General features: G+C 59.1%; 25 protein-coding genes and 2 pseudogenes. 18 read left to right on the forward strand and 9 right to left on the reverse strand.

The genetic code is table 11. The features are described 5' to 3' along the window. Positions 1 to 59 precede the first annotated feature (59 nt). The 6 genes from rpmI to PSQ19_RS15175 all read left to right on the forward strand — a co-directional run bounded on the left by rpmI (position 60) and on the right by PSQ19_RS15175 (position 6,250). Positions 60 to 260, forward strand: a complete 201-nt coding sequence (gene rpmI, locus PSQ19_RS15145) for a 50S ribosomal protein L35 (protein ID WP_282212643.1) — start codon at positions 60 to 62, stop codon at positions 258 to 260. A 23-nt stretch (positions 261 to 283) separates the two neighbouring features. Beyond that, positions 284 to 688 (forward strand): 50S ribosomal protein L20, encoded by a 405-nt coding sequence (rplT, locus tag PSQ19_RS15150; RefSeq protein WP_282212642.1) that lies wholly within the window; start codon positions 284 to 286, stop codon positions 686 to 688. Between the two features lie 111 nt (positions 689 to 799). Continuing rightward, entirely contained in the window at positions 800 to 1,930 is a 1,131-nt protein-coding gene (gene pheS, locus PSQ19_RS15155) for a phenylalanine--tRNA ligase subunit alpha (protein WP_282218416.1), read from the forward strand. Next, positions 1,930 to 2,970, forward strand: coding sequence for an ASCH domain-containing protein (locus PSQ19_RS19505; protein ID WP_328517671.1), 1,041 nt, complete (start codon positions 1,930 to 1,932; stop codon positions 2,968 to 2,970). Before pheS ends, PSQ19_RS19505 begins: the two co-directional genes overlap by 1 nt. Positions 2,971 to 2,982: 12 nt before the next feature. Next, positions 2,983 to 5,406: a phenylalanine--tRNA ligase subunit beta gene (pheT, locus tag PSQ19_RS15170; RefSeq protein ID WP_282218417.1), complete on the forward strand. Its 2,424-nt coding sequence runs from the start codon at positions 2,983 to 2,985 to the stop codon at positions 5,404 to 5,406. 25 nt (positions 5,407 to 5,431) lie between these two features. After that, the gene (locus PSQ19_RS15175; protein ID WP_282218418.1) at positions 5,432 to 6,250 is read left to right on the forward strand and encodes a hypothetical protein; all 819 of its coding nucleotides are present in this window, start codon (positions 5,432 to 5,434) and stop codon (positions 6,248 to 6,250) included. Here PSQ19_RS15175 and PSQ19_RS15180 read toward each other — a convergent pair. The 5 genes from PSQ19_RS15180 to PSQ19_RS15200 form a co-directional block, all read right to left on the reverse strand. Continuing rightward, positions 6,247 to 7,146: a glycosyltransferase family 8 protein gene (locus PSQ19_RS15180; protein WP_282218419.1), complete on the reverse strand. Its 900-nt coding sequence runs from the start codon at positions 7,144 to 7,146 to the stop codon at positions 6,247 to 6,249. The two genes, PSQ19_RS15175 and PSQ19_RS15180, sit on opposite strands and share 4 nt — an antisense overlap. 68 nt (positions 7,147 to 7,214) lie before the next feature. Continuing rightward, positions 7,215 to 8,411 carry an O-antigen ligase family protein gene (locus PSQ19_RS15185; protein WP_282218420.1) on the reverse strand — a complete coding sequence of 399 codons (1,197 nt, stop codon included), beginning with the start codon at positions 8,409 to 8,411 and terminating at the stop codon, positions 7,215 to 7,217. Between the two features lie 61 nt (positions 8,412 to 8,472). Further along, positions 8,473 to 9,078, reverse strand: a complete 606-nt coding sequence (locus PSQ19_RS15190) for a hypothetical protein (protein WP_282218421.1) — start codon at positions 9,076 to 9,078, stop codon at positions 8,473 to 8,475. 48 nt (positions 9,079 to 9,126) lie between these two features. After that, positions 9,127 to 9,261, reverse strand: coding sequence for a hypothetical protein (locus PSQ19_RS15195; RefSeq protein WP_282218422.1), 135 nt, complete (start codon positions 9,259 to 9,261; stop codon positions 9,127 to 9,129). Then, positions 9,224 to 10,165, reverse strand: coding sequence for an aldo/keto reductase (locus PSQ19_RS15200; RefSeq protein ID WP_282218423.1), 942 nt, complete (start codon positions 10,163 to 10,165; stop codon positions 9,224 to 9,226). Before PSQ19_RS15200 ends, PSQ19_RS15195 begins: the two co-directional genes overlap by 38 nt. 100 nt (positions 10,166 to 10,265) lie before the next feature. Between PSQ19_RS15200 and trhO the strand changes: the two genes are divergently transcribed. Genes trhO through PSQ19_RS19955 form a run of 3 tightly spaced genes read left to right on the forward strand, consistent with a single transcriptional unit; the run spans position 10,266 to position 11,750 of the window. Continuing rightward, positions 10,266 to 11,306 (forward strand): oxygen-dependent tRNA uridine(34) hydroxylase TrhO, encoded by a 1,041-nt coding sequence (trhO, locus tag PSQ19_RS15205; protein ID WP_407649006.1) that lies wholly within the window; start codon positions 10,266 to 10,268, stop codon positions 11,304 to 11,306. Positions 11,307 to 11,356: 50 nt separating this feature from the next. Continuing rightward, positions 11,357 to 11,605, forward strand: coding sequence for a hypothetical protein (locus PSQ19_RS15210; RefSeq protein ID WP_282218424.1), 249 nt, complete (start codon positions 11,357 to 11,359; stop codon positions 11,603 to 11,605). A 13-nt stretch (positions 11,606 to 11,618) separates the two neighbouring features. Next, complete coding sequence (locus PSQ19_RS19955; protein ID WP_407649007.1) at positions 11,619 to 11,750, forward strand: hypothetical protein; 132 nt, start codon at positions 11,619 to 11,621, stop codon at positions 11,748 to 11,750. 27 nt (positions 11,751 to 11,777) lie between these two features. Here PSQ19_RS19955 and PSQ19_RS15215 read toward each other — a convergent pair whose 3' ends face one another. Further along, a complete protein-coding gene (locus PSQ19_RS15215; RefSeq protein WP_282218425.1) occupies positions 11,778 to 12,557 on the reverse strand; it encodes a LytTR family DNA-binding domain-containing protein in 780 nt (259 codons plus the stop codon). Between the two features lie 100 nt (positions 12,558 to 12,657). Here PSQ19_RS15215 and PSQ19_RS19960 point away from each other — a divergent pair. Continuing rightward, positions 12,658 to 12,819: pseudogene (locus tag PSQ19_RS19960) on the forward strand (DUF2306 domain-containing protein); the annotation flags it as partial. A gap of 34 nt (positions 12,820 to 12,853) precedes the next feature. Continuing rightward, positions 12,854 to 13,183, forward strand: coding sequence for a DUF2306 domain-containing protein (locus PSQ19_RS15220; RefSeq protein WP_282218426.1), 330 nt, complete (start codon positions 12,854 to 12,856; stop codon positions 13,181 to 13,183). Here PSQ19_RS15220 and mbfA read toward each other — a convergent pair. The 3 genes and pseudogenes from mbfA to PSQ19_RS15235 all read right to left on the reverse strand — a co-directional run bounded on the left by mbfA (position 13,180) and on the right by PSQ19_RS15235 (position 16,113). Continuing rightward, a pseudogene (mbfA, locus tag PSQ19_RS15225) lies at positions 13,180 to 14,159 on the reverse strand (iron exporter MbfA). The gene PSQ19_RS15220 and the pseudogene mbfA overlap by 4 nt on opposite strands. 40 nt (positions 14,160 to 14,199) lie before the next feature. After that, positions 14,200 to 15,126 carry a LysR substrate-binding domain-containing protein gene (locus tag PSQ19_RS15230; protein ID WP_282218427.1) on the reverse strand — a complete coding sequence of 309 codons (927 nt, stop codon included), beginning with the start codon at positions 15,124 to 15,126 and terminating at the stop codon, positions 14,200 to 14,202. Between the two features lie 246 nt (positions 15,127 to 15,372). Continuing rightward, positions 15,373 to 16,113: an extensin-like domain-containing protein gene (locus PSQ19_RS15235; RefSeq protein ID WP_282218428.1), complete on the reverse strand. Its 741-nt coding sequence runs from the start codon at positions 16,111 to 16,113 to the stop codon at positions 15,373 to 15,375. Between the two features lie 140 nt (positions 16,114 to 16,253). On the opposite strand from PSQ19_RS15235, the gene lepA reads away from it, so the two are divergent. From lepA to PSQ19_RS19965, 7 genes are all read left to right on the forward strand, one after another. After that, positions 16,254 to 18,059 carry a translation elongation factor 4 gene (gene lepA, locus PSQ19_RS15240; protein ID WP_282218429.1) on the forward strand — a complete coding sequence of 602 codons (1,806 nt, stop codon included), beginning with the start codon at positions 16,254 to 16,256 and terminating at the stop codon, positions 18,057 to 18,059. A 110-nt stretch (positions 18,060 to 18,169) separates the two neighbouring features. Next, on the forward strand, positions 18,170 to 18,361 hold the full coding sequence (locus PSQ19_RS15245; protein ID WP_282218430.1) for a hypothetical protein: 192 nt from the start codon (positions 18,170 to 18,172) through the stop codon (positions 18,359 to 18,361). Positions 18,362 to 18,368: 7 nt separating this feature from the next. Next, a complete protein-coding gene (locus tag PSQ19_RS15250) occupies positions 18,369 to 19,037 on the forward strand; it encodes a Fic family protein (RefSeq protein WP_282218431.1) in 669 nt (222 codons plus the stop codon). A gap of 197 nt (positions 19,038 to 19,234) precedes the next feature. Then, positions 19,235 to 19,753 (forward strand): hypothetical protein, encoded by a 519-nt coding sequence (locus PSQ19_RS15255; protein ID WP_282218432.1) that lies wholly within the window; start codon positions 19,235 to 19,237, stop codon positions 19,751 to 19,753. Between the two features lie 423 nt (positions 19,754 to 20,176). Further along, a complete protein-coding gene (locus tag PSQ19_RS15260; RefSeq protein WP_282218433.1) occupies positions 20,177 to 20,797 on the forward strand; it encodes a DUF1236 domain-containing protein in 621 nt (206 codons plus the stop codon). A 100-nt stretch (positions 20,798 to 20,897) separates the two neighbouring features. Continuing rightward, positions 20,898 to 21,350 (forward strand): Crp/Fnr family transcriptional regulator, encoded by a 453-nt coding sequence (locus tag PSQ19_RS15265; protein ID WP_282218434.1) that lies wholly within the window; start codon positions 20,898 to 20,900, stop codon positions 21,348 to 21,350. Positions 21,351 to 21,454: 104 nt separating this feature from the next. Further along, positions 21,455 to 21,814, forward strand: a complete 360-nt coding sequence (locus PSQ19_RS19965; RefSeq protein ID WP_282218435.1) for a YegP family protein — start codon at positions 21,455 to 21,457, stop codon at positions 21,812 to 21,814. The last annotated feature ends 69 nt before the right edge of the window (positions 21,815 to 21,883 follow it).

Genomic DNA, 21,883 nt, shown 5'->3' on the forward strand with positions numbered 1-21,883 from the left:
GTGGCGATCTATGAATGCGATAGGCCCAAACCTATCTAATAACACCAAGGACCCGCAAAATGCCCAAGATGAAGACCAAGTCTGGCGCCAAAAAGCGTTTCAGTTTCACAGCGACTGGCCGCGTCAAAGCCGGTGTCGCAGGCAAGCGTCACCGTTTGATCAACCACAATGCCAAGTACATCCGCACCAATCGTGGGACCAAGATCCTGCAAAAGGGCGATGAGAATCTGGTCAAATGGTACATGCCCTACAACCGCTAAGAACGCTGAAAGGAAGCTGACACATGTCACGCGTTAAAAGAGGCGTTACCAACCACGCCCGCCACAAAAAAGTTTTGAAAGCTGCGGAGGGCTATTATGGCCGCCGCAAGTCAACCATCCGTATCGCCAAGCAGGCCGTCGAAAAGGCTGGCCAATATGCTTACCGCGACCGTCGCGTCAAAAAGCGCAACTTCCGCGCCCTGTGGATCCAGCGTATCAACGCCGCCGTGCGCGATCATGGCCTGACATACGGTCGATTTATCGACGGCCTCAGCAAGGCTGAGATTGCCGTTGACCGCAAGGTGTTGTCCGATCTCGCGATCACGCAGCCCGAAGCGTTCGGCGTATTGGTCGAAAAGGCCAAGGCAGCATTGGCATATCTCGAAGGGGTCGAAAAAACGACCCACTCGCGCGTCAACGCCGCCTGATCTTCAGCATCGCTGAGGCAAATTTTGCGCCTTGTGCCGCCCTTGGGGGCTGGCGCAGGGCGTTTTGTTTTGTACAAGCAGTCTGCCCACCGCTCTTAAGAGAAACCAGCCATGTCCCTAGACCAACAAATAAACAGTTTGCGCACCGAACTGACAGAGGCCATTGCCGATAGCAGCGATGAGACCAGCCTTGATGCAGTGCGCGTGGCGGGTCTGGGAAAAAAGGGCAGTGTATCAGCGCTGCTGGCGGGCCTTGGCAAAATGGACCCCGAAGAGCGCAAGACCGCCGGACCGGCAATTAACGGGCTCAAGGGAGAAATCGCCGGCCTCATTGAACAACGCCTTGTCGAGATCAGGTCCAGGGCGCTCGAAGCGCGTCTTGCCGCCGAAACCGTCGATATCACCCTGCCGCTACCGCCGGCGCCGACCGCGCGGGGCCGCATTCATCCGGTCAGCCAGACGCTCGATGAAATCACCGCGATTTTTTCCGACATGGGTTTTTCCATTGCCGAAGGCCCCGATATCGAAACCGACTATTACAATTTCACCGCGCTCAATTTCCCCGAAGGCCATCCGGCCCGGGAAATGCACGACACATTTTTCATGAAGCCCGGCCCCGACGGGGTCAAGAAAGTGCTGCGCACCCATACCTCGCCGGTGCAGATCCGCGTCATGCAGAAAGCCAATGAAAAACCGGCAGCCAAATATATGACTCCGCCGATGGACCCGCCCATTCGCGTCGTCATTCCCGGTCGCACCTATCGCAATGACAGCGACCAGACCCACACCCCGATGTTCCATCAGATCGAGGGGCTGGTGATCGACAAGTCCAGCCATATCGGCCAGCTGCGTTTCGTGCTCGAAGAGTTTCTGAAGGCCTATTTCGAAATTCCCGACGTCACCTTGCGCTTCCGCCCCAGTTTTTTCCCCTTCACCGAACCGTCAATGGAAGTTGACGTGCAGTGCGACCGCTCGGGCAACGAGATCAGGATCGGGCAGGGCAGCGATTGGCTCGAAATTCTCGGCTGCGGCATGGTGCACCCCAATGTCCTCACCATGGTCGGCCTCGATCCCGAAATCTATCAGGGCTTTGCCTGGGGTATGGGGATCGATCGCATCGCCATGCTCAAATATGGCATGCCGGATCTGCGCGCCTTCTTTGACGCCGACAAGCGCTGGCTCGATCATTACGGCTTCCGCCCGCTTGACCTGCCAACTCTGTTTGGCGGACTGAGCAGCTGATGAGCCAGACCCCCTCCATTGATGGCGGCGTAACGTTCAGCTTCGGGGACAGCCCGGCACTGGCCGATTCGCTGCTCGCACTGGTATTAGCGGGCAAAAAAACCGCGACCTGTGGCGCTCTGCGCGATTTTGGCGCCGACGGCGAGCCGATGCCGGTCGTGGGACGGCGCGATGTCGTGCTCAACGGGCGCGGGGAAGCTGCGGCCCGCATCGAAACCCACTCGGTCCAGATCAAGCCGTTCGCCGCCATCACCGCCGCGTTTTCCGATCTTGAAGGGGAAGGCGACTATGCACAATGGCGCGCTGGCCATGAGGCCTATTTCGCCCGCAATGGCGGTTTCACCCCCGATATGGAGATTGTCTGCGAGACCTTCAAACTGGTGGAAATTTTGCCAGCCGGCAGAGCGCTCTATGCGCAATTGGTCAGTCCGATTTTCATTGTCACCGATATTGAAAGCAATGGCCCAACGCCCCTGCATCACTCGATGCTGAGTTTCGCCTCGGTGGCGATTGAAGCCGATGGCACGCGCCATGGTGAATTTGAAGCGCAATTACAGCCACGCGCCGATCGCGGCACCGACCCGACCACCATGGCTTGGTGGCAAACCCAGCCTGAGGCATGGAAGGTGGCGACCGTAAATGCCGAGGCGCCGGAAATCGTCATGCCGCGCTTTGCCGATTGGGTCGATAGCCTGCCCGGCCCCAAGGTTTTCGCCGCCGCGCCGATGATGTTTGATGGTCTGTGGATGGACCATTATCTGGATGTTTTTGCCGGCACGCGGGTTTTAAGCGGCCCGTTCAAGACACGGCAGATTTTCAGGGGCGGCGGTGTGTGTCTTTACACCATGGCTGGCACCCTGCGCGGCGCGCCCTATCTCGATTGGGGCATGAGCAAATTGCCCGCCGAGTTTTACGGCCATATCGCCCACACCCATAACGCCATTGATGATGCGCGCGGCTTTGCCAATGTGCTGGTCGAACTGTTCAAGATTTCCCGCCAACTGCCCGCGATCTCCGGGTCAGCCAGCGACTTCCGATAAGGTGCCAAAGCAATGAAATTCACCCTTGATTGGCTCAAAGAGCATCTCGATACCGACGCCAGCGTCGCCGACATTGCCAAAACCCTGACCATGATCGGGCTGGAAGTCGAAGAGGTGATTCATGAGGGCGATGCGCTCAAGAATTTTGTCACCGCCCATGTCGTGTCGGCCGAAAAACATCCCAACGCCGACAAATTGCGCGTCTGCAAGGTTGATGCCGGCACTGGCGAGTTGATCGATGTGGTCTGCGGCGCGCCCAATGCCGTCACCGGTCTGAAAACCGTCTTCGCCGCGCCCGGCACCTATATTCCGGGCAAGGACATGACCATCGGCAAGGGCAACATTCGCGGCGCGGTCAGCAATGGCATGTTGTGCTCGGGTGCCGAACTGGAGCTGTCGGGCGATCACGACGGCATCATTGAATTGCCAGAGGATGCGCCGGTTGGCGTGCCCTACGATCAGTTCGCCAAACTGGATGGCGTCACCTTCGATATTTCCATCACCCCCAATCGCGGCGACGCCACCGGCGTTTTCGGCATCGCCCGCGATCTGGCCGCCTATGGGCTGGGCGCGCTAAGGCCCACCGACATGTCGCCGGTCCCTTCCGTTGGGCCGAGCCCGATTGGCGCGCTCGAACAGCGATTTGCCGCCGATGAACCCAAAACCATCCGCAAATTTGCCGGTCGCCTGATCCGCAATGTCAAAAACGGTCCATCGCCCGACTGGCTGCAGCAACGCCTGCGCGCCGTTGGCCTCCGCCCCATTAATGCCCTGGCCGATATTACCAATCTGGTCTCACTCGGCTGGGGGCGCCCCTTGCACGCCTATGATGCCGATAAATTCACCGGCGCGCCGTTCCTGCGCAATGCAAAGCCCGGCGAAACCCTTGAAGGGCTCGATGGCAAAAGCCATCAACTCGACGAAACCATGACCGTCATTGCTGACGATAGCGGCGCTCTCTGCCTCGGCGGCATCCTTGGAGGCGTGCCCACCAGTTGCACTGAGGGCACGGTCAATATCTTCATGGAATGCGCCAGTTGGGACCCTGATCTTATTGCCCGCACCGGACGAACCACCGGCATTGTTTCCGATGCACGCTACCGGCTGGAACGCGGCGTCGATCCGGCGCTGACTGAACCGGGCCTCGAACTGGCCACCCGGCTGGTCATGCAGATTTGCGGCGGCGAGCCCTGCCAGCCGGTGATTTCGGGCGAGGATGAGTATGCCAATACAACTATCCAGTTCCCCTTGAGCGAAGTCAAACGCCTGACCGGGCTCGACGTAGAACCCATGGTGATCAAGGCCATTTTGACAGCTTTGGGCTTCGCCATTGAAGCTACGGGCAACAGCCTCACTGTCAAGGTGCCAAGCTGGCGGCCCGATGTGAGCCTCAAGGCCGATCTGACCGAAGAAATCATGCGCATGGTCGGGGTCGATAATGTCCCGGTCGAGCCGCTTGAACGGCTCACCCATGTCGCCCCTCCCATGTTGACGACCATCCAGAATCGCCGCCGCATCGCCCGCAGGGCCCTGGCGTCGCGCGGGCTGGATGAGGCGGTCACCTGGAGCTTTATCGATCACGAGATGGCCGAAAAGTTCGGCGGTGGTCAGGACGAGTTGCAACTGGCCAATGCCATTGCCGCCGACATGACCGACATGCGCCCCTCATTGCTGCCCGGCCTGCTGGCCGCCGCCAAGCGCAACGCCAATCGTGGCATTGCCGATCTGGGCCTGTTTGAAGTGGGCCAGATATTCCTGTCATCGGCCCCCGAGGGTCAACACACATTTGCCAGCGGTGTGCGTACCGGCACCGCCGGGCTGACCGGCGCTGGGCGCCATTGGACCGGCAAGGCCGAACCCGTCGGCGTTTTCGACGCAAAGGCCGATATCGGCGCCGCGCTCGATGCCTTGGGCGTTGATATCGACAAGGTGCAAGTGGTGGCCGACCCGGCACCCTGGAGCCATCCGGGCCGGGGCGGTCGCATTCAACTGGGGCCAAAGCTCATTCTGGGCTGGTTCGGCGAATTGCATCCCGCCTGGGCCGCCGAGCTTGATATTGACGGGCCGGTCGCTGCCTTTGAAATCGACCTCGACGCGTTGCCCGAACCGCGCAAAAAACCGACCAAAACCAAGCCGGCGCTTAATCTCTCAGGCCTGATGCCCGTCAGTCGCGACTTTGCCTTTGTGGTCGATCGCGCCGTCACTGCCGCGGTCATTCTGCGCGCCGCGAGGGGCGCCGACAAGAATTTGATCAGCGATGTTGGTATCTTTGACGTCTTTGAAGGTGCCCATGTCGGGGAAGGCAAGAAGTCGGTCGGCATCGAGGTAACGCTTCAGCCGCTGGATAAGACCTTGACCGACGAGGATATCGAAAAAGTCTCCGCCGCCATCATTGGCGCGGTGACCAAATCAACCGGCGGTACGCTTCGGGCGTGACCGATTTGAGAAAGAAGTAAGCGCGATGATCGCACAGGAAAACGGCCTGCCGGTCATCGCTTCTTTCTGGCATGGACCCTTGAGCTGGCTGGAGCATTTGTGCATCCGCTCCTTCATCGCTCAGGGCCACGTCTTCCACCTCTATAGCTACGCCCCAGTCCCCGACATCCCAACCGGCGCGGTCTGGCACGATGCAGCAAAGATCGTGCCCGAAGATCGCCTCGTTTTTTACAAGGGCCACGGCACCCCGGCAGTGTTTTCCGACTATTTTCGGCTAAAGCTGTTGCAGGCCGAAGCGGGCATCTGGTCAGACGCCGATATTTTCTGCGTCCGCCCCTTTGCCGATCTGCCAGACTATCTGATGGGCTTTGAGCGCCCCGGCTCGATCAATGTAGCGGTGCTCTCAATGCCCGCCAACGCGCCCTTGCTCGATGATCTGATAAAGGTTTTTTCGGCAGAAAACCGACCCCTGTTCGAGCCGCACCTGCCCCCGATCCGGCGTCTTGAAGTCGCTACCAAGCGGCTGGTCGGCCTGAAAGTGCCACCTGAAAACATGCAATATGGCGCCACCGGCCCTTTTGCCCTGACCCATTTTGCCCGCCAGCGCGGTCTCTGGGATCAGGTGCAACCGCCGCCGGTATTCTACCCTGTGCCCTATGAGGATGTACCCGCGCTTATGCAGCCCGGCAGCCGCATCGAAGTGGCAATAACGCCCGAAACCCTGGGTGTGCATGTCTGGCGCAGCCAGTTCACCAATCGCGGTCGCGCCGGCATGCAATTGCCCGCTCCCAACAGCGCCATGGCGCTATTGTGTGCGCGTCACAATATCGATCCGGTGGCCTAGCGCCTGCCGGTCAGCGCGCCAAATTTCTTGCCCCAATAGCGCTTCCAGCGATGCCGCATGAAGCGATAAAACAGCTCATTGGTCATCACATGGCGGTAAAATCGCCGATAGGCCACGGTCGATATCAGGTTCCAGGGCTTTGATGGGCCGGTATAATGCAACACGGCAACGTCCATGCCTTCGTGCGCGCCGCGCGCGTCAATCGTATTCCAGCGCGCGGGCAGTTGTTGCCATTTGTTGACAAATATCAGGTTCAAAATGTCCTGATCAAAATAGAGTTTGTCCATGGTGCCGTCGGCCAGAAGTCCATCGATCCGACTGCCAATATCGGCTTGCCGCCACTTGGCAACATCGATGACAATGACGCCGGAATTGAAATAGGGGTCGGCGATGTCAAAGATCTCGCCATTGTGCGCCAGGTCACGTCCCCCGGTGATAAAGCCGCCCATCGTGTCGCGAACAGCCCCGATTGCGCAGTCGCCCAGATCGACGTCGTATAGCTGCTCGATGGGCGCTCGCACCAATACATCGCAATCGAGATAGACAACCCGCCCGATTGAAGGATCAATAAGCCGGTCCAGCAACAGGCGCGCATAGACGATCTTGCCGAACCGTTTTTTTGCTGGAATGCGGTCGACCGTTTGATTGAACTGGTCAGATTGATCAAGATCATACCAGACCAGCTTGGCGCCAAATTCGATTGCGATCTTGGCAAGGTCCGCCTTGTGCGCATCACTCATGGTGCGATGGCAAAGATGAAACACCAGATCAGTCTTGCGCTTGGTATGCACACAGATCGAGCGCATCACCGCGTATGCTGGTGCCCAGAAATTGTCATCAAAGGTCAGCGCGATATGCATGGGCTGATCGGTTGAGGCAGATATCGTTTGTGTCAAGGCTCATCCCGCCGGATTGGTTCCAACGCGGGCTTCTAGCATACGGGTCGCGCGGCGCAACTGCGGCCTCACGAATGGGCCAAACGGCTAACCATGGCTGTCGCAAAGGCAAAAAACACAGTCAGCAGGATTATGCCGAACATGGCGTTGGTCAGGCCCATAGAAACAAACCCGACCGACAACAGGGTTGCCGCGAGAATGGCGGGGCGGCGATTGGGACCATCAGGCGCCCGCAATGCTTCAACCAATGGTGCCAACACGAGCATGGCATAGCCTGCAATCCCCAATATCCCACCGCTGACGGCAAAATCGGCGAGGTCCGAATGCAGGTGCTCATAGGCCGGAAATACCTCCCCGGCAGGGACATAGTTTGCCGTGATCGGCACCAGATCGAGCAGTCCATGCCCAAATATCGGTGCCGCCATAAAGGCGTTCCAGGCGCTTTGATACATGACCAGACGCTCGCCCGTAGACGCGTCGTCAGTTGTCCCGTTGATCAGCGGCTGCCAGATGTCGGCAATGACCTGCAACGGTCCCGTCGGACTGTTGATACCGATCGCCAGGACTGCCACCAACAAGGCGACTGCCCCCAACGCGACCAGCAGTGTCAGTCGGCGTGAGAGCCCGCCCCAAAACACCAGAAACCCAATGCTTGTCGCGATCATCACCAAAAACGCCGCCTGCGGCCCACGCGACCCAGAAAGCCAGATGGTAACAAGGCTTAGCAACGGCCCGAAAAGAAAGAGCACCCGCCACCAGCGCTGCGTCAGCACAAATCCCACAAGCGCCAGAAAACCAACGCCCAGCGCCAGGTCGGCAAAATGGATTGGGTTGGCGACCGAAAATCCTGAGCGAACCTCGCCCAGCACCAATCGATCATTCAGAGCCACAACACATGCCCCCGCAACCCCGATCAGGGCGAGGCTCGCCATGATCAGATTGTCGTTTTCGTTCGTCTCTATGTCCAGTAAAGCCAGCAATGGGGCAATCAGAAACAATGGAATAAAAAAGTAGATCGCCACCGCTCCGACCGCAGACCCGGATCCGATGGCATATGTTGCCGCCAGCAACAGTCCCGCCGCCAGTGGCATCCACACCGCCGGTCGTGCCAATAGCGCACCATGCCGACGGCGCAGCACCCCAAAGCCTGCAACTGCCGCCACAATGGTCAGGGTGGTGCTGGCTTCAGGGGCGACACAGCCCAGAACAAGGCCCGCAACCAGGGCTACGGTCCGCAGCGCCGACGGCAATGGAAAGGCTGGCAATTATTGTCCCTCAAGAGTCGCCGGGAAAATGCACGACCTGCTGCGTCAGGTCAATTGCCCCTCACCACCGCAATTTCAGCGAATGGGCGACGGTCGGATCGAAGTGCAGCGTCACCAATACATCGTTAGCCGCGTCGGTGGTGCCATCGATATATTGACGCTGGCGCAAGACCAGGCTTTCACGGTTTTGAGCGAGCGAAATCAGCACATAATCAAAACAATCGTAGGAAATGTCCGCCGCTTCCGCCGCGCCGATCTCGCGCTTGAGCCCGGCCAGCGGGCGTCCCCCAATGGGTTGTCCGGTCCCCACGGCAAAGGCCCGCGTTGTCACCGTGGCGGTTTCGGCAACTTCGCACACAAACCGGTCGTCGCGCAGCGCCAGTTCATGCACCACGGCGATCTCGGTTGCTTCGTCCCAGCGGGTCGAGCCTTCATAGCTGACTCTATTATCACCAATGTCGAGATAGATGTCGCTCCAGCCGCAGCTGTCTTGCTGCTGTTGATAGCACCAGCGTTGCGAACTGCTCATCAGCGTGGTGAGCGCGTCAAGATGCAGCACCTTGCCAATTTTGACATTTGCCAGCGCCGCATCGGTAGCCGCATCGAAACCAAGCGCTGGCGCGCAGCAAAGCACCAGCGCCGCCGCGCCCGTCATGGCTCTATTCATGCACGCTCCCCTTTCCCTCGGCCCAACACGTCGCGCTTGGCAAAACGCCTAGCGCAGCCAGCCGCTGGGGCGCGGATGCAAATCCATCAATCCGCCCTTGGTCGCCGCATCGATCGCCGCGATCTCCTCATCGGCAAGGCTCAGATTATTGAGCACACCCAGATTGTCCTTGAGCCTGCTCAAGCGTCCGTACACCCACCAGCGCCGAGGTCATTTCGGGGCGCCGTAAGGCCCAGCTCAGCGCCAGCTGCACCATGGACTGGCCCCGTGCATGGGCAATCGGCCCAAGCGCCTCGACCGCCGAGAGTACACGCGGCTCGATATGGCTGGCCCGCAGTGAGCCATTGGGATTGTCGCCCCGCGTGCCCTCGGTCTTGCCCTTATTGTATTTGCCCGACAAAACGCCCTGTGCCAGCGGCGAAAAAGCGATCATGCCAATGCCCAATTCACCACAGGCATCCATGGTCTTGTCCTCTTCGATCCAACGGTTGAGGATCGAATAGGAGGGTTGGTGGATGGTGGTGGCGACGCCCATCTCCTTCAAGATCCGATAGGCCTCGCGCGTTTCTTTTTCAGGATAGCTGGAAATGCCGACATAAAGCGCCTTGCCTGACCGCACCGCATGGGCAAGTGCGCCCATGGTTTCCTCGAGCGGAGTTTCGGGATCAAAGCGGTGTGAATAGAAAATATCGACATAATCGAGACCCATGCGCATAAGGCTCTGGTCAAGGCTGGCCAGCAGATATTTGCGGCTGCCAAACTCGCCATAGGGCCCCGGCCACATATTGTAGCCTGCCTTGGTCGAAACGATCATTTCATCGCGATAGGGGCGAAAGTCGCGCGCCAGCACGGTGCCGAACAATTCTTCGGACGATCCGGCTGGAGGGCCATAATTGTTGGCCAGGTCAAAATGGGTAATCCCTGCATCAAAGGCGTGGCCCAGAATTTCCATGGCGCCGGGATAGTCGCGTGTACCACCAAAATTTTGCCAAAGCCCCAGACTGATAACCGGCAGCTTCAGCCCCGATTTGCCCGAGCGGCGATATTGCATTGAATCATAGCGTGCCGGATCGGCCCGATAGGTCATGTCAAAGCTCCAAATATCTGCAAATGCATCATGGCGTCGCCCTTTGCAGCGCGCCGCGAGCAATGATAGAAGCGGGCAAATTCCAACAGCGGCCTGCCCTATGAACGCTAACCTGACCCAAACCGCCCCAACCTTCAAGACCCCCCTCGTCACGGTCATGGCTGTGTACAAGTTTGCCCTATTGCCCGACGCCGCCGCGATTGTGCCGGCGCTGGAGAATTTTTGCCGCGCCAATGAAATTTTTGGCACGCTGATCCTTGCCCATGAGGGGATCAATGGCACTGTCGCCGGACGCCCCGAGGCCATTGATGCGCTAAAAAATTTCCTGCTGACTGGCAAAATCTTCGCCGGACGCCTGGCGGGCGCCGAAATCAAGTATTCAACGGCCAGCACCATGCCGTTCCTGCGCTTGAAGGTGCGGCTAAAGCCCGAAATCGTCACCCTGCGCGCTCCCGAGGCCAATCCCGCACAATCGGTCGGCACCTATGTCGAACCGGAAAACTGGAACGCGCTGATCGAACGCAATGACATCGTTCTGGTCGATACCCGCAATGATTATGAAGTGGGCCTGGGCACCTTTTCGCGCGCTCTTGATCCAGCGACCAAAAATTTCACCGAGTTCAAGGACTATGTCGCCACCCACCTCGATCCCAAACGCGACAAGAAGGTGGCGATGTTCTGCACCGGCGGCATCCGCTGCGAAAAGGCCTCCTCCTACCTTTTGAGCAAAGGCTTTGAGGAAGTATTCCACCTCAAGGGCGGCATTTTGAAATATCTCGAAACCGTCCCCGCCAAGCATAGCCGCTGGCAGGGCGAGTGCTTTGTTTTTGACGAGCGCGTCGCCGTCGGCCATGGGTTGGTCGAGGGCGACGCCACGCTGTGTCGGGCCTGCCGCCATCCGCTGACCGCTGCTGACCGCGCCGATCCGGCCTATCAGCAAGATATCTGCTGCCCCTATTGCGCCGATCAGCCGCAAAAACACGCCGCCGCCGCTGAGCGCCATCGCCAGATCGAACTGGCCCATGCGCGCGGCCTTGAGCATATGGGCGATGCCTCCCATAATGCTGCCAAAGCGCGCAAGCTGGCCAAGCAACAGCGCGCCGAAGCCAACCGGGCGCGCGCCCGTGGCAAGGTTGGCTAAGGCTCGATTTCGGGCCGTTCAGCGGGCCACTCAATGGGATGGGTTTGGCGATGAGCACAGAAAAATCCGTCAGTTTTGACGATATTGTCAGCTTGGCACCAGAAGCGTTGCAGCCGGTAGTCTGTCGCCTGCGCGATCTGGTGCTGGCCGCCGATCCGGAAACGTGCCTTGTGGTTCAACTCGGCTACCGCGCCGCCAACTTTGGTGTTGGCGCCAAAAAAATGACCGAGAGCCTATCTCCATATCATCCCGCATGCGCGATGGGTCAATCTCGGCTTCAATTATGGCGTCGCGCTTGATGATCCACACAATTTGCTCGAGGGCACCGGCGCCAAAATGCGGCATGTCAAAATCCGCTCGATGGCCGATTGCGCCAATCCCGCGCTGGTCGATTTGATCCGAAGCGCCGTAAGTGAGCGGAAAAACGCTCTAGGGCACAACTGACCATTTAAAGGCCAGTGGCGGTCCCCGCTATGGCATAAGCCCCGCAGCTTTTACTGCCGGCAAGAACGAACGGCTGATTGGCAGGCGGGTGCCATCGGCCATTTCCACCATTGGCTTGCCATCGACCCGGATGCAGCGTGCCACCGCATCCAGCGCCACCCAATGGGAGCGGTGAATTTGTAGGCCCTCGACCGCGCCAGTTTCGCCAATGGCATCGCCCAACCGCATCAGCACCAGCCCGTGCCCCTTGTCGGTGGTGATCTCGACATAATGGTCAGCAACCGAAATCTGCTGCAATTTTCCGCGTTGGGGCAGGGGTAGCCGTTGCAGGATGACGGGCGGCTGCGGCGCCGGTGCGGCAGCTGTTTGGGCAACCGGAACCCGGGCGCGTTCGACAAGGCGCGTGATGATGATCGCGCCGGCGCAAATGATCATGCAATAGGCAAGCAGGTGCCAGGGATTGATACCCAAGTCCCCCATAACCACCAGATTGATGCCCAATACACAAAGCGCTACCGGCACACCGCCGACAAACCCTTCAACCAAAGCCAATAGCCAGGGGTTCATCCCGGTCGGCGTCAGCCCAAATTTGACCAGATTGGCCGTCGCCGTACCGATGGCATAGGTGCTCAGAACCACCACGGCCCAATAGAGCAGGCGTGGCAACGGCTCCAGCGCGTCAAACGTGCCAAACGGACCCGACAATCCGAATACCAGTGCCAGCCCCAGCAGCACGATTTGGGTGGCGCGATTGGTCATCTGGGCGCGCATTTCGCGCATCGTGAAACGCAGGGGCGAGTTGCTCACGTAGAAATCCGGGGTTTGGCGCATCACAATTTGCCTCTGCACTCTAGCGCGGGCATCTGCACTTGCAAGACGTACGAGCCGCCAACCGCCGGAGATTTTCATGAGCCTCGACCCACTCCTTCACGCCAGCCCCATTATCCAGCTACACGCGCTGGCCGCCACCCTTGCCCTGATCACCGGCGCCTATGTGTTGTTCAATCGCAAGGGCGATGCGCGTCACAAAATGATGGGGCGCATCTGGGTCAGCTTGATGGTCGTGGTCTGTGTCAGCTCGCTGTTTATCTGGGAGCCTGCGCATGGTCGGCCTGTTCAGCCCCATCCATCTGCTGTCGCTGGGCACGCTTTATGCCTTGTGGCGCGCCGTATCCTATGCACGCCAGCGCAATATCACCCGGCACAAGCGCACAATGCAGCTGACCTATGTCGGTGCCTTGCTGATAACCGGCCTCTTCACCTTCCTGCCCACGCGAATCATGAACCGGGTCATTTTTGGCGCCGATGGGGCCAGTGCACCCGAACTTTTGGCCTTTGGCATAACCATCATTACCATCGCGCTGGCCGCCATGATGATCGCCCGCTATCGTCCCGCCCGCCGTGCCCGTCGGCAGAAAAGCCTGGCCCACTAGGCGCTGCCGATCAAAACACCCGCCGCAAACACCAGCGCACCACCCACTACCACCTGCAGGGCGGCGCGCCAGAACGGCGTTGACATATAGCGGCTCTGGACAAAGGCAATGACCCACAATTCGATCAAAACCACCACAACGGCAATCGTTGTGGCGAGGGTAAAGTCATGGATCAGATAAGGCAGCGCATGGCCTAGCCCGCCAATGGCGGTCATGATCCCGGCGGCCAGCCCGCGTTTGAGTGGTGAGCCGCGCCCGGTCAGCTTGCCATCGTCGGACGCCGCCTCGGTAAAGCCCATCGAAATACCGGCGCCAACCGCTGCCGCCAGCCCCACCAGAAATGTCTGCCAGGTGTCACCTGTGGCAAAGGCGGCGGCAAACACCGGCGCCAGTGTCGACACCGACCCATCCATTAGCCCCGCCAGCCCCGGCTGCACATAGGTCAGGACAAACTGGCGATGCTCTTCGCTGGCCTCCTGGGATCGCGCATCGGCACCCAGTTCGTTGGCTTCGAGCCGATCAGCGACATTGGCATGGGCGCGCTCCTGCGCTGCCAGATCGCCCAGAGCTTGCGCACCCCGACATCCTGTGTCTGCTCGGCCGCCGCCAGATAGAAGCGGTATGCCCCTTCTTCCATCTCCCAAACCTGCTGGCGCACGCCTTCGAGCGTCAAGTTCTGCATCAGCCACAGCGGCTTGCGCTGCAGGAAACCGCGCACATGTTCACGCCGGATCGGCACCAGCCGCTCGCCGAACTTTTCGCGATAATGGTCCAGTAACCGCCGCCGATGCTCGTCTTCCTCGGCGGCCATCCCCTCAAACACCGCAGCCGAGCCGGGATATTGCTCGCCAAGTCTGGTGGCAAACTCACCATATATCCGCCCGTCTTCTTCCTCGGCGGCAATAGCAAGCGAAAGGATTTCGCGCTCATTGAGCGAAGAAAATTCACGACGATTATCAGGCAACAAGCGCAGCATGGCGATTCCCAACGATAGGGTGTCATTTTTTAGAACAATTCTAATCTATCGGCAAGTCCGATGACATCTGTTGCATATAGCCGCCCGCTGATGCGGGCACTTCACTGGCTAGCCATTGCCGGAAACGCTTGACCTTGCCCGGCTCGCGCCGTCCCTTGGCCGTTGCCAGCCAATAGCCGCACTGCCCCTTGGCCGACATTTTGAAGGGGCGCACCAACCGCCCGTCGCTGATTGCATCGGCGCTCATCATGTCCGCTGCCAACAACACACCTTGCCCGGCAATGGCGGCATCAAATGCCAGCGACGCATCTGACAATCGCGGCCCGCGCCACTGGATGTCCGCGTCCAGCCCCGCCGCCTTTTGCCATAGCGGCCAGGACAGCATGCTGGTCTGATCGTGAATAACCGGCACCTGCGCCAATGCCGCCGGATCAGGCAGGCGTTCGGCCAGCCGCGGCGCACATACCGGGCTGAAATCGCGGCCGCCAATCGCGCTGGTCGCCACCCCCGGCCAATCGCCCAAGCCATAGCGAATGGCACAATCAATATCGGGTCGCCCCAGATCCAGCATCGCCGCGGTCACTGTCAGGCGCACTTCAAGGCCCGGATTAAGGGCAGTGAATTTATTGATCCGCCAGATCAGCCAGCGCGAGGCAAATACGCTGCCCATGGTCAGGTTCAGCACCAGCTCGTCGCGTCCACTCAAATTCGCCAGCCCGTCCTGTAGCGCTGCAAACCCCGCTGATATTTGTGGTAACACCTGCGCCAGCGCCGGGCGTGGCACCAGGCCATGTGCCGTACGTTCGAACAGTTCAAACCCCAGTCGCTCTTCAGCCCGCCGCACATGCTGGCTGACCGCGCCGACGGTCACACCCAACTCCTCAGCCGCCGGCGCCAACGCCCCGCGACGCGCCACGATCTCGATGGCCCTTACAGCATTCAGCGGAATGGGAAACGGATTTTGCATATAGATAATCTATATCGCTGACCGAACTGATGTCGATTGTTTTCTCGATGGTGCAGGCTCATCCTGTCGAATATCGCAACGCACTCTTATAACAGGAGTACATTATGTATACTATTCTGACACGCTGGCTGCGCGCGCTTTGGCGCCGCGACTGCCCGCCAACACCGCTGGATAATTTGCCGCCCCGGCTGTGGGCCGACCTGCCATCCTATCATCCGGACCAGAATTGCCCCTGCGGCTAAAACCCTATTCGCACAGCCGCGCCGTGCAGGTCTTGCCATGGCACCCAAGGTCGAGGTGCAAATGATCGCGGTGCAGCGCATTGGCCTCGGGTCCAAGCACCGTGGTAAACCGGGCGCAGGCCGCATCATGGGCCAGCCGCAACAATCGTCCGCCCGCGCTACTGGCGGGTAGCCAATCATCCGCCACTTTGACATTTGTGCCATCGCCAAGGGCAAAGCCCACCACATCGAGCGCATCGGCAAACCCGTGTTCGGAGGTCAAACCATCGGCGGCATTATTGCGCTTGCGACACATATAGCTCGTGCCCACCAATATGGTTTCCAAATTGGTGTTCTGCGCCGCGCCCAGATACCCGTCAATCGCCCCCGCCCAGCCCGGCAGGCTGCTGGCCATGGCGCAATCGGTAATGATCGGGCTCGATAGTGCCACCATCCGGCCATTGGCAAGAACCCCCGTCACGCTCAGCGGCGAGCGCGCTTCGCACACACCGTCACGGATTGGCGGCAAGGCCTTGGCTTCAACCTGCCCACGGATCACCGCAGGACAGGCAGTCTGGTAAACCCGCGCCTCTGCCTTGGCAGGCGCTTCGGTTTTCACCCTGGTTGGTGGTGTCACCACTGGCTTGGATTGGACGGGGCGCGGTCGCGGCAACGCCACATCGGTCTCCGCAGCGGCGCTGTCCGGCCGTGGAATGGGCAGATTGACCGCCCCCGCCGGGCCGGCCACACCAAATATCAAACTCATGATCAGGAGCCATCGCATGGCAGGCCAAACGTTTTGTTTCTGCCAATCGTTGCCATCAATGACACAATCACGCAAATAGCACGGTTAAGGGCACATAAACCATCTTTGCGCCATGCCCCGCTTCTGCTATCAGCGCGGCCATGACAACGCCGCTTAAAAATATCCGCAATTTTTCCATCGTGGCCCATATCGACCACGGCAAATCCACTTTGGCCGACCGCCTCATACAATTGACCGGCGGGCTGGAAATCCGTGAGATGAAAGCTCAGGTGCTCGATTCGATGGATATCGAGCGCGAACGCGGCATTACCATCAAGGCGCAGACCGTGCGCCTCAAATATCATGCTCAGGATGGCGAGGATTATATCCTCAACCTGATCGACACCCCCGGACACGTCGATTTCGCCTACGAGGTCTCGCGCTCCATGGCCGCCGTTGAAGGCTCGCTGCTGGTGGTCGATGCCTCCCAGGGCGTTGAGGCGCAGACCCTGGCCAATGTTTATCACGCGCTCGATGCCAATCATGAAATCGTGCCGGTGCTCAACAAGGTTGATCTGCCCGCCGCCGATATTCCGCGCGTCAAGCAGCAGATCGAGGATGTCATCGGCCTTGACGCCTCCGACGCGCTCGAAATTTCGGCAAAATCGGGCATGGGCATTGATAGTGTGCTCGAGGCCATTGTTACCCGCCTGCCTGCGCCCAAGGGCGATATCAACGCCCCGCTAAAAGCGCTTCTGGTCGATAGCTGGTACGATACCTATCTCGGCGTCGTGGTCCTGATCCGCGTCATCGATGGCAAGGTGAAAAAAGGCCAGAAAATCCGCATGATGAATGCCAAGGCCACCTATGAGCTGGACCGCGTTGGCGTATTCACGCCAAAACTGGTCGCGGTTGATCAGCTTGGCCCCGGCGAGTTGGGCTTTTTCACTGCCTCGATCAAGGAAGTGGCCGATACCAATGTCGGCGACACCATCACCGACGACAAAAAGCCCACCACCACGGCATTGCCCGATTTCCGTCCGGCCCAGCCGGTGGTGTTTTGCGGTCTGTTCCCCGTCGACGCCTCGGACTTTGAAGAGTTGCGCGCCGCCATGGGCAAGCTGCGGCTCAATGATGCAAGCTTTTCGTTTGAAATGGAAACCAGCGCCGCCTTGGGCTTTGGCTTCCGCTGCGGCTTTTTGGGCCTGTTGCATCTCGAAATCATCCAGGAACGCTTGAGCCGCGAATTCAATCTCGAGTTGATCGCGACGGCCCCGTCAGTGGTCTATGACGTCGTCCAGACCAATGGCGAAACCATCGCGCTGCACAATCCCGCCGATCTGCCCGATGTCATGAAGATCGAGGAAATCCGCGAACCCTGGATCAAGGCGACGATTTTGACGCCCGACGAATATCTCGGTTCAATCCTGAAACTCTGCCAGGACCGGCGCGGCGTTCAGAAAAACCTCTCTTATGTCGGCAGCCGGGCGCTGGTCGAATATGAACTGCCGCTCAATGAAGTGGTGTTCGACTTTTATGATCGGCTAAAATCCATTTCCAAGGGCTATGCCAGCTTTGACTATGCCCTGATCGACCACCGCCCCGGCGATCTGGTCAAACTCAGCGTGCTGGTCAATGCCGAACCGGTCGACGCGCTTTCCATGCTGGTCCATCGCACCGTCGCCGAAACCCGCGGCCGCATCATGTGCGAAAAGCTCAAGGAACTGATCCCGCCGCACCTGTTCGTCATTCCCATCCAGGCTGCCATCGGCGGCAAGATCATCGCCCGCGAAACCGTCCGCGCCATGCGCAAGGACGTGACCGCCAAATGCTATGGCGGCGACGCCACCCGAAAGCGCAAACTCCTGGACAAGCAGAAAAAAGGCAAAGCCAAGATGCGCCAGTACGGCAACGTCGAAATCCCCCAGGAAGCCTTCATCAAAGCCCTCAAAATGGGTGACGAATGAGGGTTCCATAAACCCGTTTCGGCCTACAACAAATTTCTTCGTACTTTTTGGATACAAGACATTAGTGATTCAATGGTGCAAGATAGATTGAAAGTGATTTGGAGGTTTTGATGACTAACGCACTTGACGCGCTTATTGAGGCAACCAAAAAAATTCAGCAGACCCCGCAGCAGCAGGAGCAACAGCGGCGCAGCTTCGCTTTTGGCAACACGGCTTTCGAGAACTCGAACATAACCCGTTCCATGGTCGACGAGCAGGCGGACCGCCTTGCGGTGCAGCATACAGAAGTGCGTGACCGCTAGGGCGATTATGGCCGACGAGACGAGCCAGCGCCACAGCAAGGCACTTGAAGCCGAGTTGATTACAGATCCTTTGGCGAAAGCCGAAGCGGAAGCGCTCAATGGCTTGCGGCAATATGATTTTGGTATCGACGCCGTCAAAACCGCAATTGAGCGCCAAGCCTTCAAGTTGCGGGTATCGCTCGTACTGGCTCTACAGCGCGAAGCCCTACATGGTATCAGCGCATACGCGGGTAATTTTAGACCAGCGGGCGTCACGATCGAAGGCAGCAAACACGAGCCCGCAGGCGCCCACCTCGTTCCTGAATTGGTCGAGGAAATGTGCGACTATGTAAATGAGCATTGGAACACGGCATCGCCGATCCATCTAGCCGCGTACGTCATGTGGCGCTTAAATTGGATACATCCGTTCTCAGACGGCAATGGGCGCACATCCAGAATGCTTTCCTATGTCGTGATGTGCAGTCGACTGCAGGCCGTGTTGCCGGGACATCCCACGATACCCGAACAGATCGTAAGCAATAGAAATCCCTACTTTGACGCCTTGGACGCCGCCGATGCGGCATACAAAGTCGGAAATTTGGATTTGTCGGCCATGGAAGATCTCCTCAGCGGCATGTTGGCCGTGCAGTTGAAAGGGGTCCATGACGCCGCCTCTGGCGCGCAGGACGCCGAATAGCACCTTTCCCAACGCCGCCCGTTCTGACCTCAACGTCACCCCACACTACCGCACGTCACCCCGGCCTTGACCCGAGGCCCATCGTGACGTGCCGCCACAAGCATCCCACGTGGATGGGAACGTAATCCCCCCAATCCCCGCACTCACCACCGCGCTTTACTCTCTCCTGACACAAACCTTGCTGCAGGAGAAACCCCATGCCCGACAAAATGACCAAAATCACGCGCCCCACCGCCCAGCGCCATGAGGCGATCTTTTTGCGGCTGACCAGCCTGACCAAACAGGCCGAAGCGGCGGCGGCGCGTCGGCCCGGTGGCGAAGTGCCAGACGGGGTGCGCATGGTTGCCGAGGGCCTGTTGTTTGATTGCCGACCGTTTCTGGTGCGCTCTCCTGGGCGCGCGCTGCCGGTGGCCGCGCCTGTCTATGGCGCGCTGGCGGCCCAGTTGGGGCAGGCGCTGGCGGGGCTGGTGGCTTTTGAGGCGCGCTGCACCAGCTATGATGGTCAGCATAATTGCTACGTCTGGCACCTGGGCGACAATGGATTTTTGCCGGTGCAGCGCCTCAGGCCGCAACTGCCGCCACCACCACCCGCGTCGGCAAAGGATAATACCGCCCGCATTCGCGCCAAGCTGGCCCGGCGCATTGAAAAGATTTTGGCGGGCCGCACGCCAACCCTTATGGCCAAAACTTATCCCCCTAGCCAAAACCCGCTGTAAACTCAAAACCATCCTGCGGGCCCGGACGGAGTTGCAACGACCAACCGCGCGCAGGACAGCCGGGAGGGCGGAAGTCGTTTTCCGCCTGGGTCCGCGTGACGGATGTCGGCCTGCCAGCCAGGCCCATGCAGCGCTCCGTAGTCCAGAAAGCCCGGCGCCCCGAGGCGACTTGTGCCTCACACTAACCTACCCACAGAGGCGCCCGCCGCCTCGGGGGCCGTCTGCTTGTTCCCCGATGGCTTTTTGGTCAGTCGGGCAATTGGCGTGGCCAAATTATCACAGTTGGTTACAGCGCCACACTTCTCAGGAACCGGGCTCCACGCGCCTCGTTGATTGGCACGGGGTGGCAAGGCGTCCTGCTCATTCTGGGCGCTTCCGTAAAATCGAGTGGGAATTAATCACTCAAAACAAGGAACTAGAACCATGAAGAACATTCTTTTGGCGACTGTCGCCGTCCTTTCACTTGGTGCCATGACACCAGCTTTTGCCCAAACCACGACCGATGCCAACGCCACAGTCGGCGCCGCCGCTGGCGGTTCGGGTGGCGCGGCTCTGGGCTTCGTGCTCGGCGGTCCGATCGGTGCCGTTGTCGGCGGTTTTGCTGGCGCTACACTTGGTGCTGAAGCCGGTGTTGCCGCAACCACGGTCGAATATGCCGGCAGTCACCCGGTCGATCCCATCTATATTGATGGCGGCGTCGATGTTGGCGCGACCCTGCCCGCAGACGTCAACATCTATCCGGTCGAAGGCGATGACAAATATGGCTATGTCTATGCCAATGATCGTGTCTGGATCGTCGACCTGCAAAGCCGCGCGTTGGTTCAGTCGCCCGGCTATCTGGTCGCGCAGTCGACCGCCGATTTCGTCGTCAACAATCCTGTTGGCTCGGTCAATGTCGATGGTGACATTGTCGTCGGCTATCAGGTGCCCGCCGACGTGCAACTGACCGCGGTGCCCGACGATCGCACCTATAGCTACGCCTATATCAATGACCGACCGGTCCTGGTTGAAAATTCCAGCCGCACCGTCATCTGGATTAAATAATCACACTCCCTGTGATCGAGGCCGTCCGCTCCTGGCGGGCGGCTTTGCTTTGACCCGCCGCCAATGCGCGATATAACAGCCCCATTCGCGGAGGGTGCCGATGGCCGATATTCTTGATTATTGCAAGGATCTGGAGATTACCGATTTCAAGCCGGGGCAGATAATCCTGCCCGAGGGCGAACGGCTGGGGAGGCTCTATATCCTGATCGAGGGCCAGATCGAAATAATCCGGGAAAAAACCCAGGTGACCCATGTGGACGAACCGGGCTCGTTCTTTGGTGAAATGAGTGTTTTGCTCGACATGCCCCATTCGGCCACCGTCAAGGCACTCTCGGACGTGCGGGCGTACCAGATCCCCGACGCACTGACCTTTCTTGACCAGCGCCCCGAATTTGCCCTGCACATCGCCACCATGCTGGCGCGGCGGCTCTATTACACAACGTCCTATCTCGTCGATCTGCAACAACAGGCCGCCGGCAAGCGTCAGGACCTTGATCTCGTCGATCAAATCCTCGCCCGGCTCGTCGAACCCCAGTCCGATAACAACAAATGATGCCCGTGCCTCAGCAAACGCTTCCAATTTTTGTGATCGTTGCTAGTCTTGGTGTCCCGCGACCCAAAGAATCGCCAACAATTACTTGAGGAGCACCCTGCGCCATGGCCCATAAATTCAAGATTACCGCCGCCAAGAATGGCGAGTTTGTCGCCAAGTTCGTCTATAATGCCGAAACTCTCGTCTGGTCCGAAACCTACAAATCCAAGGCCAGCGCCAAGAACTGCATCGAATCGATAAAGAAGAATGCCCCCGGCGCCGCTATTGTCGACCAGACCGCTGGCGAAGAAGGCAAGGGCTACCGCTTCGAAATCGCCGCGTCCAAGGACGGCCAGACGTTTGTGCGCTTCGTGGCGGCCAATGGCGAACCCTTGGTGCGTTCGGAAACCTACAAGTCCAAATCCAGGCTCAAAAAATTGTATCGCTTCGGTTCAGAAAAACGGACCTGCCGCCGACACCGTTGATGAATCCTGACCAGCGTCCGCTGATCAGAATATCTTGGACCTGCTCGAAAAGATTTGCCTATACTGGGC

The sequence above is a fragment of the Devosia algicola genome, from assembly GCF_028816455.1.
Classification (GTDB): Bacteria; Pseudomonadota; Alphaproteobacteria; order Rhizobiales; family Devosiaceae; genus Devosia; species Devosia algicola.